The sequence below is a fragment of the Pikeienuella piscinae genome, assembly GCF_011044155.1.
Taxonomy (GTDB): Bacteria; Pseudomonadota; Alphaproteobacteria; order Rhodobacterales; family Rhodobacteraceae; genus Pikeienuella; species Pikeienuella piscinae.
The window spans coordinates 2905566-2921389 of the sequence record NZ_CP049056.1; the positions used below are offsets into that span (position 1 = coordinate 2905566).

The following is a 15824-nucleotide window of genomic DNA, read 5'->3' on the forward strand; positions in this document are numbered from 1 at the left end:
GAGAGGGAATGAAAGCCATGAAACATGTTCTCTCCGCCACGGTCGCGACCGCCGCCGCCCTGGCGCTCGCGACGCCGGCGTTCGCGGCCGGCGACGGCGGTCATGTCGAGGACATCGACTTCAGCTTCGAAGGGCCGTTCGGCACCTATGACGCCGCGCAGCTTCAGCGTGGATTTCAGGTCTACTACGAGGTCTGCTCGGCCTGCCACGGGCTGAAATTCGTTTCCTTCCGCTCGCTTGGCGAGGAGTCCGGCCCCGGCTATCCCGAAGTCCAGCAGAAGGCGATCGCGGCGAGCTACGACGTCGCCGACGAGGAGGGCGACCCCGGCGACACGCGGCCGGGCAAGCCGTCCGACAATTTTCCGGCGAACGACACCGTCGGGGCCCCCGATCTCAGCCTGATGGCGAAGGCGCGCGCAGGGTTTCACGGGCCGGCCGGGCTCGGGATCAATCAGCTCCTCAAGGGCGGCGGCGGCCCCGAATACATCCACGCCATCCTCACCGGCTATACCGGCGAGGAGAAGGAGGAAGCTGGCGCAATCCTCTACGAGAACCACGCGTTTCCGGGTGGGTATCTGCAGATGACGCCCCCGCTTTCCGCCGGGCTGGTCGAGTATCAGGACGGGACGGAAGCGTCCGTCGAGCAGATGTCGCAGGATGTCGCCGCATTCCTGATGTGGACGGCCGAGCCGAAGATGACCGAGCGGAAACAGGCGGGTTTTCGCAATATCGGCTTCCTGATCCTGCTGCTGGTGCTGTTCTATTTCACCAACAAGAAAATCTGGGCCCCGGTGAAGCGCAAGGAAAGCTGAGCCGACACGCCGTTTCACAGACCAGAAAGCCGCGCCGGGATGACCCGGCGCGGCTTTCGCTTTTCCTGGCGCGCCGGATCGCGCGGCCTGCCGCGGGAACGGCCCGCCGGCGGCCCTGTTCGCTCTCGTTGCGAATGAGCCGGCCGTGGGGCCGACGGAGAAACTGCTTCTGTTGAAACGATACCACGCGCCGAGCATCCCGAACTGGCTGGCGTTGATATCGCGACGTGCGAACTCCCGACCGCCGAGGCGAGACTCCCTTACCGCGAGTCCGGTTCCCGCCGCGACGCCGTAGAGCGGCCCGCCTGTGAAATGCGCGCCGGCGCCGTATCTTGAGAAACCCTGCGGGCCGTTCCATGCTCGCGCCGCGCCGTAGGCGCTTCGGAGCGGGGGAGAGCGCCCCTCAAGACCGGCGCGTGCGCGAGATTGGTTACGACGCCGAAGCCGCCATCCGTTACGGGTTCGGTGATGCCGCCCGGCAGCGACGGCAACCCGTCGTGGGCGATGAGGTCGGGAACATCGGGCGTTCCGTTCTTCTCATCGAGGAAAATGCGCTTGCGGCCGGATTCCGCCGCCATGCGAAATCGCGCAACGGCGGTCCAGGCTCAGGCATAGGGGTTACGCGGCGCGCGGTCGGAGGAAAGCGAACTCCGCCCGTGTTCGACGAGCCGTTCGATGGCGTCGACGAGATGCGTGTCTCCGATGGCCCGGTCCTGACGCTCGACCCGGATTCGGTGCGCCTCATGCAGGACATCGGCATGGGACGCGCCTGCGGGCGGCTCGAACCGGTAGCAGGCGAGCTCGATCAGGAGCCCGAGCGGCTCCCTGAAATAGATCGAGTCCATGAAGCCCCGGTCTTTCGGGCCGGAATGCGCGATTCCGCGTTCGTCGAGCCGCTCGACGGCTTGCGCGAATGTGGAGCGGCTGACGGCGAAGGCGAGATGATGGACATGTCCGGGCCTGGCCGGAGGCGGACGCGTATCCGCTTTCCGCCCTTCATTGGTGAAGACGGTGATCAGCCGGCCGTCGCCGGGATCGAAGTAGAGATGGCCTTCGTCAGGATTGTCGAGATTCGGCTGCTCGAAGAGGAACGGCATGCCGAGGACGCCCTCCCAGAAATCGATCGAGGTCCGCCTGTCGGCCCCGGTGATGGTGATGTGATGAACGCCCTGAACCTGAAGCTTTCGCATCGCTCCCTCCTTTCGTGCGCCCGCTCGTGGCGCGGCGCCGCAGATGGTGGCCTTCGTCGCCCCCGGCGGCCAGCGTCAAATCGGCGCGGCGGCGCTCAGCGCGGAGCGCGGAACCGCGCCTTCAACCCGCCAAGACGCTCGCTCTCATGGAGCGACAACTCGCCGCCGTGGCCACGCGCGATGTCGAGCGCGATGGAGAGGCCGAGGCCGACGCCGCCGCCCTTGTCCTGATTGCGCGCCGCGTCCAGCCGTTCGAACGGGCGGAACGCCGCCTCGCGCGCGGCTTCCGGAATGCCGGGGCCGTCATCCTCGACGGTGAACTCGATGAATTTGCGCGTCACCCGCGTCGAGATGTCGATTCGGTCGCCGAACTCCACGGCGTTGCCGACAAGATTGCCGAGCGCGCGTTTCACCGCCATGCGTTTCAGCGGCGCGGTCGCGTCGCCGGGCGTATCGACCGTGGAGAGGACCGAGACGGTCGCCCCGCGCCGCCGCGCGTCGGCCGCCACTTCCTCGGCGATCTCCACCGGGTCGACGGCGGAGATCTCTTCCCCCTGCTCGCCCCGCGCGAAGGCGAGGAACTCGCCCAGCATCCGCTCCATTTCGTCGACATCCCGTTGAAGCTCGCGCACTTCCGCGTCCGGGGGCAGCATGGCGAGCGCCAGCTTCATCCGGGTCAGCGGCGTCTTCAGGTCGTGGCTGACGCCGGAGAGCATTTTCGTGCGCTGTTCGATCTGCCGTTCCAGCCGGACCTTCATGTCGAGAAAGGCGGCGCCGGCGCGGCGCACTTCTTCGGCGCCGCGCGGCCGGAAGGGCGTGTCGCGCCCCTTGCCGAAATCGTCGGCGGCGGCGGCGAGGGCGCGGATCGGCTGGATCTGCCGGCGGAGGAAGAAAACCGCCACCGCCATCAGCGCGGCCGCGGTGCCGAACATCCAGAAGAGCAGGTATTCCGGGTTGGACGAGATCATCCGGTCGCGCGGAATGAGCACCCTTAAAACGCCCTTCGCCGTCTGCACCCGAGCGTCGATCACCTTCGCGTCGGAGACCAGATCGAGCGCCAGCGGGCGATGAACCTCGCGTTTGAACGCCTCCTCCACCGCGCCGCCGGGAATGTCGTAGAAGTCGCGGATCGCCGCAGGCTCGACGATCGCGCCCTCCACGAGGCCGAACTTCATGCCCAGGGGGTCGATCAGCTCGTCCAGGGTCGATTGCGCGATGACCGGGTCATCGGTCCGTTCGACGAGGTCGACGGCGTAGTTCAGCTCCTTCGCGACGGCGCGCGCCATTTGTGCGGTCGCGCCGTCGAAATGGCGCTGGATGAACACGTAGGCGACGACCGCCTGCAACAGGATCACAGGCGCGACAAAGATGATCAGCGCACGGCCGAAGAGACTGCGCGGAAAGTATCTCTTGAAGATCATGTCCGTCCTCGCGACGGTGAAAGCCTAGGCGCGCGAAGCGCCCTCCGCAATCGTGAGCGCTCATGGACGACCCTTTCAACCGCAACCCGGACGTCGAATACGGCGGCGCCGTGCGTCTGGCGCCACAGGTGCGCCGGGTGACGGCGCCGAATCCCTCGCCGATGACCTTCACCGGGACGCAGAGCTATATCGTCGGCGAGGGCGATGTCGCGGTGATCGATCCGGGCCCGGTCTCACCTGACCATCTGAAGGCGCTTCTCGGCGCACTGGCGCCGGGGGAGAAGGTCGGCGCGATCCTCGTCACCCATACCCATATCGACCATTCGCCGGGCGCGGCCGCGCTGAAAGCGGCGACCGGCGCGCCGACCTACGGGTTCGGCCGGCACGGCGCCGGAACCAGCGCGATGATGGCCGAACTGGCGGCCTCGGGCGCCGCGTTCGGCGGTGGCGAAGGCGCGGACCGGGATTTCACGCCAGACGAGACGATGGCTGACGGCGCGGCGCTGGATATCGGCGGCGCGCGGCTGACGGCGATCCACACTCCGGGGCATCTTTCGAATCATCTGGCGTTCGAACTGGGATCGGGGGGTGTCTTCACCGGCGATCTGGTGATGGGCTGGGCGACGACGCTGGTCTCGCCGCCGGAAGGAGACATGGCTGGCTTCATGGCGTCGATGGCGCGGATGGCGGCGCGCGGCGACAGGGTGTTCTGGCCCGGCCATGGCCACCCGGTGGACGACCCGGCGGCGATGATCGCGCATCAGGTCGATCATCGGCGGGGCCGCGAGGCGCAGATCGTCGCGGCGCTGGCCGCCGATGGCGCGGCGACGCCGGCGGCGCTGACCGCCGCGATCTACACCGATATCGATCCGCGCCTTCACGGCGCGGCGGCGCGCAATGTCTTCGCGCATCTTCTCGGCCTGGTCGCGGAGGGGCGGGCGGAGGCCGAGGGCGCGATCGCTCCGGATGCGCGCTATCATCTGACCTGAGCGTCAGCGGCAGATATTGCGCAGCGCGACCCAGTCCTGATCGGAGAGCGCCGGCTCATAGGGTGCGTCGCCGATGGTGTCGGCGGCCCGCATCTCCGCCGCGCGGCCGTCGAGATCGGGATGCGACGAGAGATGCGAGAGCGCCGGCGCGCCGTCGCCCTTCTCGCCCTTCAGCTTCCGGAAGAACCCTGCGAGCGGCGCGGTCGGCAACCCTTCGGCGGCGAGCAGCTTCGCGGCGTAGTCGTCGGCCGCGGCCTCCGCCTCGCGCTGATAGCCGGAACGCAGAAGCGCCTCGGAAAGCGCCACCGTGACCGTCGCACCGGTGAAATCGCCGAGAAGCAGCCCGATCATTCCCGCGGTTCCCGCCGATCGGAGCGTCAGCCGGGTCGGGTCGCGGGCGGCGACATGGCCGATCTCATGCGCAAGGACGCCGGCCAGCGCCTCCGGGCTGTCGGCATTTCGCAGCAGGCCGCGAAAAAGGATGATCTGACCGCCGGGAAGGGCGAAGGCGTTGACCATAGGATGATCGAGCACCCGCACGGTGAGCGGCAGATGCGCGTCGGCGGCGCCCTCCAGTCGGGCCGTCAGCGTCGCCAGCGCCCGGCCGCCGGCGCCGCCAGCGCAGAATCGCGGCTCGCCCTTGGAGAGAATCATGGCGAACTGCGTCGCCATCTCTTCGCCCATCGCGATCTCGGCCTCGGGCGGGATGAGCGCGGCCATCCGGTCTGAAAGCGCCGGTGCGAGGTGGAACACGATCACGTAGACCGAACCGAGCGCGGCCGCCGCCCAGACAATCGCCCGCCGCCAGCGCGAGCGTGAAACCGGACGCGGCAACCCGAGCGCCGGGCAGACCTGGCGAATCGCCGCGACCATGTCGGGGTCGTCCAGCACCAGCCGCTCGTCGCTCTCGTAGTCGGGCGTCAGCGAGAGCGCGCCGGCCCCCGCCCCGAGGTCGCGGAGCCCGGCCAGCGACCAGTGGGTGATCGGCATGTCCTCATGCGTCATCAGAATGAGCGAGGCGTCGCCGAACTTCACCACCACGTCGCGGGCCGCCGCGGTCCGGCCGTCGAAATAGCGGCCCGGAGCTTCGAGCAGGTCGTATTTGACCGGGGCCGCCATCAGAACGCCCCGCCGATATCGGCGCCGAGCGCGTCGGCGAAACCGCCGGCCTCCGCCTGCTCGTCATGGCGGCGCTGCCGCGCGCGGCTGGCCGCCCCGAGATCGTGGAAGCGGATGGTTTTCGCCGTCGCGGCGATGAGCGGGTGGCTGATGAAGGCGTGCCTGAGAGCGGAAAAGACCGCGATCACCGGCAGGTAGACCAACCCGGAGATTGCGAGCGCGATCAGCCCGGAGAGCGCGGGAATCTCACCGCTCCCGAGCACGTCGAACAGGTCCGTCGGCTCGGGTCCGGCGGCGAGCAGGCCGAAACCGATCACCGTGAAGACCAATGCGGTCAGTCCGACGCCGATCCCGATCACCAGCCCGGCGAGAACGTAGATGCCGATCACCGACCAGACGCTGAGCGTCACATTCGCCGAGGCGCGCCCGTCAAGCACCTTGCCGCTGTTGAGATAGCGGAAGCTGAAAACCCGGTGCCGGATGAATGCGAAAACCAGCCAGAAGGCGGTGAGGATGAGGAGCCCGGGCCCCCCGGCGATCCCGGCGGCGAAGGAGAAAACCTCCCTCTCACCGGAGATCCGGTCGAATTCGAACCCGGCGAGGGCGGAGGCGATGAGACCGACGGCCAACGCCAGTGGCGCCCAGAACCAGAGCCAGCTCAGGAGGAGCGGCCCCCAGCCGCCCCGCTGCTCGAAGCGGAGATCGCCGTAGAAGCTCCGGTCGGTCGTGTAGCGGGCGAGCATCATCTGCTTCAGCGGATAGAGAAAACCGAGCGTGAGCACCGTCGCCGCCCACCAGAACAGCGCGCGTGCGGCGTAACCCCAGGCCCCCGGCGCCAGCCCGAAGCGGATGCCGCGCCAGCGGGTTCGGGCGAGGATATAGCGCCGGGCCCGGTAACGAGCCCAGAAGATCAGCGGCAAGAGGGCGAGAAAGGGAAGCTGCAACGCCAGCGGATTGCCCTGGAACCAGGAGAGCCCGACGAAGGCGAGCGCCAAATTCACCACCAGGAGATAGACCGCGAGAATCACCACCGCGACGAGAAAGCCGATCAGCTTCTCACCGGCCCGCCCGGTATATTCGAGCGGCGCGCCATCGATCACCACCGATGACCAGTAATAACGCCTGAGGCGGGTGATCATCCAGAAGCGGCCGATCCCGAACGTGAGAATCGTGACGATCATCCGCGTCAGCGCGATCAGGAAGAGGCTCAGCCGGGCGCCGGAATATTCCGGGCGAACCGGCTCAGCCACGCGCGCCCCCCCTGACGGCGCGTCGCCGTGCGGCTGGGCGGCCTGGCCCGTGAATGTCATCTTCGCTGCGCCTCGAGCCCTTCCACAATATGCGGGCGACCATATGGCGGGCATGGTGGGGGCGCAATCCGGCGCGCGCCTTGCATCCCCGGAACGCCGGGCTAGAGTGCCGGAAAACGCAGGTGACGAAGACGTGACCGAGCCCGCGCCAACCCAGGCCAGCACTTTCGCCGCCGAGGACGCGCGCCGGCTGAGATGGATCACCGTCGCCCGGACCGTCGCGCTGGTTGGGATCATCGGCGTCGTGGCTGCGGTCAACCCGCCCGCCTCCTGGTCCTATTATTTCTCGTTGATCTCATGCTTCGCCATCACAGGCTGGGCGAATTACGCGGTCAGCCGCTCGCGTTGGGAGGGCGCCTGGCGCGCCTACGCGTTCGCCGCCCTCGATTTCGCGCTGCTGACCTTCACGCTGATCGTTCCCGCCCCCGGCGCGCGGGAGGGTCTGCCGGACGTCTTCTTCCTCCGCTTCGATAGTTTCGATTACTTCTACGTGATCCTCGCAAGCCTGGCGATCTCGCTGCGCCCCTCGCTGCTGGTCTGGGGCGGGCTCTGTGGCGTCGCGTTCTGGAGCGTCGGTCTCGTCTGGCTGGCCCGGGGCGAGGCCGTCACCCTCGAGGAGCCGGGAGGCCCCGACGACGCAGCGATACGGGCGCTCGCCAACGCCGCTAATCCGCATCACCTCGATCTCGGGGTGCAATTCCAGGGGCTGGCGATCTTCTTCATCACCTCCATCCTGCTTGCGGTGGCGGTGGCGGCTTCGCTGCGCCTCGCGATGCGCGAGGCCGCGCAGGAGCGCCGGGCGGCCAATCTCTCGCGCTATCTTCCCGCCGAAATGATCGAGTCGCTCGCCGACAGGGATGCGCCTTTCGGCGCGGAGCGCGAGACGGAGGCGGCGATCCTCTTCGCCGACATTGTCGGCTTCTCCCGCATCGCCGAACAGCGCGCGCCGCATGAGGTCGTCGCCCTTTTGCGCGAGGTTCAGGCGTTGATCGAGGCTCAGGTCTTCGCCCAGGGGGGCGTCCTCGACAAGTTCATCGGCGACGGCGCGATGGCGAGCTTCGGCGCCGTCCGGCGGGACGGGGAGGACGGCCGCGAGGCCGCTGTGCGCGCCGTGGAATGCGCTCGCGGGATCCTCGCCGCCGCGGCGGAACGGAACCGCCGCGGCGGCGAGCCGGCGCGGATCTCGGTCGGCCTGCATTTCGGACCGGTCGTGGTCGGCGATGTCGGCTCCGCGCGCCGCATGGAGCTCGCGGTGATCGGCGACGCCGTCAATGTCGCGGCCCGGCTGGAGACGATGACGCGTGAACTCGGAGTCGGCGCCGCGGTCAGCGACCAGGCGGTGGCGGCCGCGGGCCGGCCGGCGGGGCTGAGGCTGATCGGCCCGCGCCCGATCCAGGGCCGGGAAAAGCCGGTGACCGTCTGGGCGATCGACCAGCCCTGACCGGGTTCAGCGGAATTCCGGCAGCTTGTAGTCCATCTCCTTCAGCCGCTGGCGGAGATGGAGTTTGGAGATCTTGCCGGTCGCGGTGTGCGGCAGTTCGTCAACGAAGAGCACGTCGTCCGGACGCTGCCATTTCGCGAGACCCTTGGACGCGAGTTCGATGATGTCTTCCGGGTCCGGGTTCTCGCCCGGCGCCTTGACGCAGACGAGGATCGGCCTCTCATCCCATTTCGGATGCGGGACGCCGACCGCGGCGGCCTCCGCGACGCCGGGATGGCCGACGGCGGCGTTCTCCATGTCGATGGAGCTGATCCACTCGCCGCCCGACTTGATGACGTCCTTGGAGCGGTCGGTGATGCGCACATAGGCGTTGGCGTCCATCGTCGCGACGTCGCCGGTGTCGAACCAGCCATCCGGTTCAGCCGCGTCCTTCTCCGCTTTCAGGTAGCGCCGGACGACGCCGGGGCCGCGGACCCAGAGCTTGCCCTGGCCAGCGCCGTCCCACGGCAGCTCTTCGCCGGAATCGTCGGTAATCTTCAGATCGACGGTGAAGGGCGGGTGCCCGACCGTGCACTGGATGTCGAGCTTGGCCTCGTCGTCCAGCGACGCCACCTCCGGCTTGAGGGAGCCGGTGCTGCCGAGTGGTGAAGTCTCCGTCATGCCCCAGGCGTGAAGAACCTGCACGCCGTAATCGTTCTGGAACGCCTCGATCACCGCGCGCGGGCAGGAGGAGCCGCCGATCACCACGCGCTTGAGCGTGGAGAAGCTTTTCCCGCCTTCCTTCAGGTAGCGCAGCATGCCGAGCCAGATCGTCGGGACCGCGGCGGTCAGGGTGACGCCATGCTCAAGCATCTCGTAGAGCGCGGCCGGGGTCATGTCGCGGCCCGGCATCACCATGGCCGCGCCGTTCATCGGCGCCGTGTAGGCGAGCGACCAGCCATTGGCGTGAAAGAGCGGCACGACCGGCATCAGCACGTCGCGCGACGAGAGGTTGACGCAGTCCGGCGCCGAGGCGGCCAGCGCGTGCAGCATGTTGGAGCGATGCGTGTAGACGACGCCCTTCGGGTTGCCGGTGGTGCCGGAGGTGTAGCAGATGCCGCAGGCTTCGCGCTCGTCGCCCTCCACCCATGCGAAATCGCCGTCCTCGGCGCCGATCCATTCCTCATAGCAGAGCGCGCCCGGCAGATGGTCAGGCATGTGCGCGCGGTCGGTCAGGATGACGTATTGCTTCACCGTCTCCAGCCGGTCGGCGATGGCGGCGATGACCGGCGCGAGGTCGGGATCGACCATCAGCATCCGGTCCTCGGCATGGTTGATGATATAGACCAGTTGGTCGGCGGAGAGCCGCGGGTTGAGCGTATGGAGCACGCAGCCGGCTCCGGAGACGCCGTACCAGACCTTGAGATGGCGCGCGGTGTTCCATGCCATGACGCCGACCGCCTCGCCCGGCTTCAGCCCGGAGGCGGTGAGCGCCTGCGCTGTCTTGCGCGCGCCCTCGTGAATGCCCGCCCAGTTCGTCGTTTCGATCGGCCCTTCGACCGAGCGCGAAATGATCGGGCGGTTCGGATGATATTTCGCGGCGTGGTCGATGATGTGCGAGACGCGCATCTCCCAGTGCTGCATCAGGTCGCGCATTGCGTTTTCTCCATTCGTTTTTTCTATACTGAGATTAGCAGCGAATCCGGCGCATGAAAGGGCGCGCAGGCGGTTTCGGCCGCCAGCGGCGACGAAAGTCGCAGGCCGGTTCTCGGCGCTCACCGCCGTGCGCGCAAACGGCGGACAATCTGCCGCGGGTCGATCGCGAATAGCCGGAAGCCGAGCGCGGCGTAGATCGCGGTGAAGAGCGCGGCGTGGATGAAGAGATCGCCGGTCACGCCGCCGGTGATCGCCCCTGGCTCGACTGCGCTGGCGAAGAGGAGAACGAGCAGCGCCGGCGCGGCGCTGGCCAGAAGCGCCTTCGCCAGCCGCTTCACCGCGGCGGCGGCGGCGGCTTCGTAAAAGATGATGCAGGCCCTGAGACGCAGCGCCAACGCGGCCGTGTTGCCGACGAGCGTGGCGATCGCGATGGTTTCGAACCGCGAGTCGAGCGCGGCGAGCGCGTAGCAGAGCGCGAAGATGAGCGCCATGCGATAGTGCTGGCGCTCGGTGATGTCGGGGCGGTCCATGACCTGGAACGAAATGCCGGCGAATGCGAAGGCCATGCCGGCGACCGCCGAGACGATGAGAATCCGGAACGGCGCCGCAGACGGCTGCATTTCCGCCCCGAGCACGAGCGCGAAGAGCGCGCCGGCGAAGAGAGAGGCGAAAAGCGCAGGAGCGAGGAACACGTAGGTGAAGATGCAGAGGAGATCCCAGAACCGGCGGAATACCTCGTCACGGTCGGACTTGATCTCGCTCAGCCAGGGCAGGACGACGGTGAGGGTCGGGGACACGATCTGGAGAAGCGGCATGACGGAGAGCATCTGCGCGAATGCGTAGAACCCCGCCGACGCGGTGGAGTAGAGCAGGCCGACGATGATCTTGTCGCTTTCGCGCACCACCGCGAGCACGACACGCCCGGCCAGCGTCGGGCGCGCCAGGCGGACGATGTCCGCCAGCAGCGCGCCATCCCATTTCGGACGGCCGGGCCGCCAGCCGGAGAGCCCGATATAGAGCAGGCTGGTCGCGCCGATCCGGACGGTCAGCAGCGCGATCAGCGCCCAGTAGCCGAGACCGGCGACCGCGAGCGCGAGGCCGAGCCCGACGCCGGCGACGACCCCGCCGATGATCGCCAGCGCCCTGAGATCGTTGCGAAAGCATCGCATCATCAGCGCGCCGTGCTGCGAGCCGAGCCCGGAGAACAGCAGCGCGCAGGCGGCGACGGCGCCGGCGCCGACCAGCCGCTCCTCGTTCATCGCCCAGGCGATTCCGGGCGACGCGATCAGCAGAAGGCAGGCGCCCGCCGCGCCACAGGCGAGCGCATACCAGAAGAGCCCGTCGGCCTCGCGCTCCACCACCTGCTCGCTGCGCAGCATGTAGTAGACCGAGCCGCCATCGACGACGAGCAGGAGGACCGCGACGAAAGGCATGATCATGCCGTAGACGCCGAAATCCTCCGCCAGAAGGATGCGCGAGAGGATGACGGTGCTGAGCACCGCGCCGAGGAGCTGAAAAACCGCCGAAAGCATGTTCAGCGACAGGCCGCGTCCGATGCCGCCGCGCGCCGCCGAGAACCGGCCATCGGGGGCCGTGCTGCGCGCCCAGTCCGGCAGTGCCATATGCGGTTCCCGTTGTCGTTGGCGGTGGAGGCCTCTCCGTCTGATACCGCCGGGAACCGGATGGCGCCAGCCCGGCCCGGCCGGTCGCCCGCGCAAATGAAAAAGGGCCGGAGCTTTCGCCCCGGCCCGCATCGTCCTTCGGTTCTTCGTTCAGGTCACTCGCGCGCGGCGCCCATGAACTGCAGAAGGAACATGAACATGTTGAGGAAGTTCAGATAGAGGCTGAGCGCCCCCATGATCGCGCCCTTCGAGAGATAGGCAGCGCCCTCCGCGCCCATCTGGCTGTAATGCACATATTCGTTCTTCAACCGCTGGGTGTCGAAGGCGGTCAGCCCGGCGAAGATCAGCACGCCGATCACCGAGATCGCGAACTGCAGCGCCGAGGAGGCGAGGAAGATGTTCACCACCATCGCCACGATCAGCCCGATCACGCCCATGACGAGGAACGCGCCCATGCCGGAAAGATCGCGCTTCGTCGTGTAGCCGTAAAGGCTGAGCCCAAGGAAGGCGATCGCGGTCACGAAGAAGGTCGTCGCGATCGAGACGCCGGTATAAAGTGCGAAGATCGATGAGATCGAAAGGCCCATCACCCCGGCGAAGACCCAGAAGACGGTCTGCGCTGTCGATGCGCTCATCTTGTTGATCGCCGCCGCGAGGCCGAAGACGAAGAGGAGGGGCGCGAACATCACCGCCCATTTCAACGGTGAGTTGAAGAGCGCGACGATGACGCCCTCGGGCACCAGCATCGTCTCCTGTCCGCGCATCACCGCGAAGAGATCGTTGCCGAAGACATAGGCCACGACGCCGGTGATCGCCATTGCGACGGCCATCAGCGAGTAGACCTTGTTCATGTAGGCGCGCAGCCCGATGTCGATGTCCGCGCCAGCGACGCGGTCGCGCCTGATTGCCGTCTGGTAGTCAGCCATATTAGCTGTGTCCTCTCCGTTTTTTTGCGTCACTCGAACCCCGCTGTCGCCAACGGAATCCACCCAATGGGAATATCGGTGCGCAAGACTGATATTTCAAGCATTACTCCTGCGCGCGCAGCACCTGCGCCGGCCGGCGCGAGAGTGGCCGCCAGGCGAAGGTCAGCCCGGCGAGGAGCGCGGCGAGCGCGCCGCCTGCGACGACGCCGATCGCAGAGGTGGGATCGAGCCGGAACGAACCTTCGAGCACATAGGTGACGACGCCCCAGGCCGCCGCCGCGCCGAAGCCGATGGCGACCAGCCCCGCGGCGGCCCCGACCAGCAAGGCGCGGAGCGCGAAACTGCTGAGAATCTGCGTCCGGCTGGCCCCCAGCACCTTCAGGATCGCGGCCTCATAGGCCCGCGCCCGCTCACCCGCCGCCGCCGCGCCGATGAGGACGACGAGCCCGGTCAGCAGCACCGCCCCCGCCGCCCAGCGCGACGCGGCGGCGATATCGGCCAGCCCGGCGGAAACACGCTCGATCGCGTCCCGCACCCGGATCGCGGTGACGTTCGGGAAACCGGCGCCGACAGCGCGCACCAGCGGGGCCTCAGCCGCCTCGGTCGCGTCGACGGTGGCGATATGGGTGTGGGGCGCGCCGGCCATGGCGTGCGGGTCGAGGATCATCAGGAAATTGATGCCCATGCCGCGCCAGTCGATCTCGCGGAAGTTGGCGACGGTCAGGGTCAGTTCGCGCCCGAGAACGCTGACGCCGATCGTGTCGCCGAGCTTCAGGCCAAGCTCCGCGCCTTCCTCGGCCGAAAAGGAAACCAGCGGCGGCCCGGAATAGGCCTCCGGCCACCACGCCCCTTGCGTGATCACGGCGCCGTCGGGCGGGCGGGAGGCGTAGGAGACGCCGCGATCGCCGCGCAGGACCCAGGCGCCGCCGGGATCGACCGTTTCGCGCGCCTCCGCCGCCGGGACGCCGGCGAGATGGGTGATCACCCCGCGCAGCATCGGCGCGGTGTCGATCTCGCCGACGCCGGGAACGGCGCGCGCGGTCTCCAGAAATCCGTCAAGCTGCGTGTTCTGGATGTCGATGAAGAAATAGGCCGGGCTCCGCTCCGGCAATTGCTCGTCGATCACGTTGCGCATGTTGAAATCGATCTGGCCGATCGCCGCCAGCACGGTGAGTCCGAGGCCGAGCGAGAGCGCGGCGCTCGTCGTCTCGCCCCCCGGCCCGCCGACAGCCGCGAGCGCGAGGCGGAGCGCGGGGCGCCCGCGCGGCAGCCGGCCGCGCGCGGCGCCGGCGGCGAGGCGCGCGACCAGTTTCGCCACCAGCCAGAGCGTCGCAAGCGCGCCGGCGACGCCGGCGATGAACCAGCCGGCGAGCATCGGCGCGCCGGAAAAGACCAGTGCGGCGGCGATCAGCGCGAGGAGAAGCGCGCCGAGCGCCACAAGATCGCCGATCCGCCGCCGGCCTCGCGCGGGGGTCGCGATGTCGCGGAAGAGTGCCGCCGCGCGGACCTCCCGCACCCGCGCCAGCGGCCAGAGAGCGAAGAGAAAGGCGGTGAGCGCGCCGTAGATCGCCGCCTCCGTCAGCGGAACGGGATAGACCGCGAAAAGCGCCGGCACCGGCAGCGCGGCGGCGAACAACGGGCCGATCAGCGCCGGCAGCCCGGCGCCGAGGGCGAGGCCGATAATTATTCCGACCAGCGTCAGCATGCCGATCTGCATGAGGTAGATCATGAAAACGCCGCCGGAGGGCGCGCCGATTGTCTTGAGCGTGGCGATGGTCGCGGTCTTTTCGCCGAGATAGGCGCGCACCGCCGACGCGATTCCGACGCCGCCGACCGCCAGCGCCGCGAGGCCGACGAGAACGAGAAACGCCGCGATCCGCTCGACGAAGCGCTTCAGCCCCGGCGCGCCGTTGCGGCTGTCGCGCCAGCGCCAGCCGCCCGGCTCGGCCTCGAACCGGGTCTTCAGCGCTTCGAGATCGGCGCCGGGGGGCAGTTGGAGCCGGAGCGCGCTTTCGAAGAACGAGCCTTCGCCGAGCAGGCCGGAGCCCTCCAGCGCATCGGTCGCGACGATGGTGCGCGGGCCGAGCCCGAACCCGGCGGAGACCCCGTCCGGCTCTACGGCGAGCGCGGCGCGGAGCGTGAAGCTGGCGGTTCCTAGCCGCACCTCGTCACCGATTGCGAGCCCCATGCGGTCGATCAGCGCCCGCTCCATGACCAGACCAGGGAGCCCCTCGCGCTCCTCCAGCGCCTGGGTGAGGGTCATCTCGGGCGAGAGGCCGACCTCGCCATAGAGCGGATAATTGGCGTCGACGCCCTTCAGCTGGGTCAGCCCGCGCTCGATCTCGCCGCTGATCCGGCTCTTCGCCACAGCCATGGAGCGGAAATCGACGATCTCGGAGGTTCTTTCAGCGACGTCGAAGGCGGTCGCCCGCTCTTCCTCGGTCGCGCGCCGGTAGGTCAGGCGCAACTCCGCATCGCCCCCGAGGATCGCACGGCCCTGTTCGGCGAGCCCGGTCTCGATCGCGGTCCTGACCGAGCCGACCGCCGCGACCGCCGCGACGCCGAGCGCGAGGCAGGCGAGAAAGATCCGGAAGCCCCTCAGCCCGCCGCGCATCTCGCGGAGCGCGAAACGGAAGGCGAGCGCCGGGCTCATGCCGCGTCCCGGGCCGCCTCCGGCGTCTCCCGCGCGCGCCCGTCCTCGATCCGGATCACCCGGTCGCAGAGCGCCGCCAGCGCCGGGGCGTGCGTGACGAGAACCAGCGTCGCGCCATGGCGCTTCTGCAGATCGAAGAGCGCGTCGACGATGGCGGCGCCGGTGGCGCTGTCGAGATTGCCGGTCGGCTCGTCGGCGAGAACGATCTTCGGCCGGGGCGCCGAGGCGCGGGCGAGCGCGACTCGCTGCTGCTCGCCGCCGGAAAGCTGCGCCGGGTAATGATCTTCGCGCCCTTCCAGCCCCATCGCCTTCAGCTCCGCCTTCGCCCGCGCGAAGGCGTCCTTCACGCCGGCTAGTTCCAGCGGCGCGGAGACATTCTCCAGCGCTGTCATGGTCGGAATCAGGTGAAAGCTCTGGAATACGACGCCCATGTTCCCGCGCCGGAACCCGGCCAGCGCATCCTCGCCCATCGCCGTCAGGTCATGGCCGAGCGCCAGCACCTCGCCCGCCGTCGCGCGCTCCAGTCCGGCCATGATCATCAGGAGCGACGACTTGCCGGAGCCGGAGGGGCCGACCACGCCGACCGACTGCCCGGATTCGACCGCAAGATCGACGCCGCGCAGGATATCGACGCGCCCGGCCTTGGCGTTCAGCGTCAGATGCACATCTTTGAGGGAGAACGCGGTCATGAAACCAATCCAAAGAG

Annotated in this window: 12 protein-coding genes; 3 read left to right on the top strand and 9 right to left on the bottom strand. The window is 68.5% G+C overall.

Going from position 1 to position 15824, the window contains the following annotated elements:
* The first annotated feature begins 17 nt into the window (after positions 1-17).
* Positions 18-812 (top strand): cytochrome c1, encoded by a 795-nt coding sequence (locus tag G5B40_RS13785; RefSeq protein WP_165099689.1) that lies wholly within the window; start codon positions 18-20, stop codon positions 810-812.
* A gap of 605 nt (positions 813-1417) precedes the next feature.
* Here G5B40_RS13785 and G5B40_RS13790 read toward each other — a convergent pair.
* Both G5B40_RS13790 and G5B40_RS13795 read right to left on the bottom strand, forming a co-directional pair.
* Positions 1418-2002, bottom strand: a complete 585-nt coding sequence (locus tag G5B40_RS13790; protein ID WP_165099692.1) for a VOC family protein — start codon at positions 2000-2002, stop codon at positions 1418-1420.
* Positions 2003-2097: 95 nt separating this feature from the next.
* A complete protein-coding gene (locus tag G5B40_RS13795; RefSeq protein WP_165099694.1) occupies positions 2098-3423 on the bottom strand; it encodes an ATP-binding protein in 1326 nt (441 codons plus the stop codon).
* A 62-nt stretch (positions 3424-3485) separates the two neighbouring features.
* On the opposite strand from G5B40_RS13795, the gene G5B40_RS13800 reads away from it, so the two are divergent.
* On the top strand, positions 3486-4412 hold the full coding sequence (locus G5B40_RS13800; protein WP_165099696.1) for an MBL fold metallo-hydrolase: 927 nt from the start codon (positions 3486-3488) through the stop codon (positions 4410-4412).
* Positions 4413-4415: 3 nt separating this feature from the next.
* Here G5B40_RS13800 and G5B40_RS13805 read toward each other — a convergent pair whose 3' ends face one another.
* The gene (locus tag G5B40_RS13805; protein ID WP_165099698.1) at positions 4416-5531 is read right to left on the bottom strand and encodes a M48 family metallopeptidase; all 1116 of its coding nucleotides are present in this window, start codon (positions 5529-5531) and stop codon (positions 4416-4418) included.
* Positions 5531-6841 (bottom strand): DUF898 family protein, encoded by a 1311-nt coding sequence (locus G5B40_RS13810; RefSeq protein WP_165099700.1) that lies wholly within the window; start codon positions 6839-6841, stop codon positions 5531-5533. The genes G5B40_RS13805 and G5B40_RS13810 overlap by 1 nt, the downstream gene beginning before the upstream one ends.
* 133 nt (positions 6842-6974) lie before the next feature.
* On the opposite strand from G5B40_RS13810, the gene G5B40_RS13815 reads away from it, so the two are divergent.
* Entirely contained in the window at positions 6975-8282 is a 1308-nt protein-coding gene (locus G5B40_RS13815; protein WP_165099702.1) for an adenylate/guanylate cyclase domain-containing protein, read from the top strand.
* 6 nt (positions 8283-8288) lie between these two features.
* Here the strand turns inward: G5B40_RS13815 and G5B40_RS13820 are convergent, their stop codons facing one another.
* From G5B40_RS13820 to G5B40_RS13840, 5 genes are all read right to left on the bottom strand, one after another.
* Positions 8289-9917, bottom strand: a complete 1629-nt coding sequence (locus tag G5B40_RS13820; protein WP_165099704.1) for a long-chain-fatty-acid--CoA ligase — start codon at positions 9915-9917, stop codon at positions 8289-8291.
* Positions 9918-10036: 119 nt separating this feature from the next.
* Positions 10037-11539 (bottom strand): oligosaccharide flippase family protein, encoded by a 1503-nt coding sequence (locus tag G5B40_RS13825; protein ID WP_165099707.1) that lies wholly within the window; start codon positions 11537-11539, stop codon positions 10037-10039.
* A gap of 155 nt (positions 11540-11694) precedes the next feature.
* On the bottom strand, positions 11695-12465 hold the full coding sequence (locus G5B40_RS13830; RefSeq protein ID WP_165099710.1) for a Bax inhibitor-1/YccA family protein: 771 nt from the start codon (positions 12463-12465) through the stop codon (positions 11695-11697).
* Between the two features lie 103 nt (positions 12466-12568).
* Positions 12569-15118: an ABC transporter permease gene (locus G5B40_RS13835; protein ID WP_165099713.1), complete on the bottom strand. Its 2550-nt coding sequence runs from the start codon at positions 15116-15118 to the stop codon at positions 12569-12571.
* A complete protein-coding gene (locus G5B40_RS13840) occupies positions 15115-15807 on the bottom strand; it encodes an ABC transporter ATP-binding protein (protein WP_165099715.1) in 693 nt (230 codons plus the stop codon). Before G5B40_RS13840 ends, G5B40_RS13835 begins: the two co-directional genes overlap by 4 nt.
* Between the last annotated feature and the right edge of the window lie 17 nt (positions 15808-15824).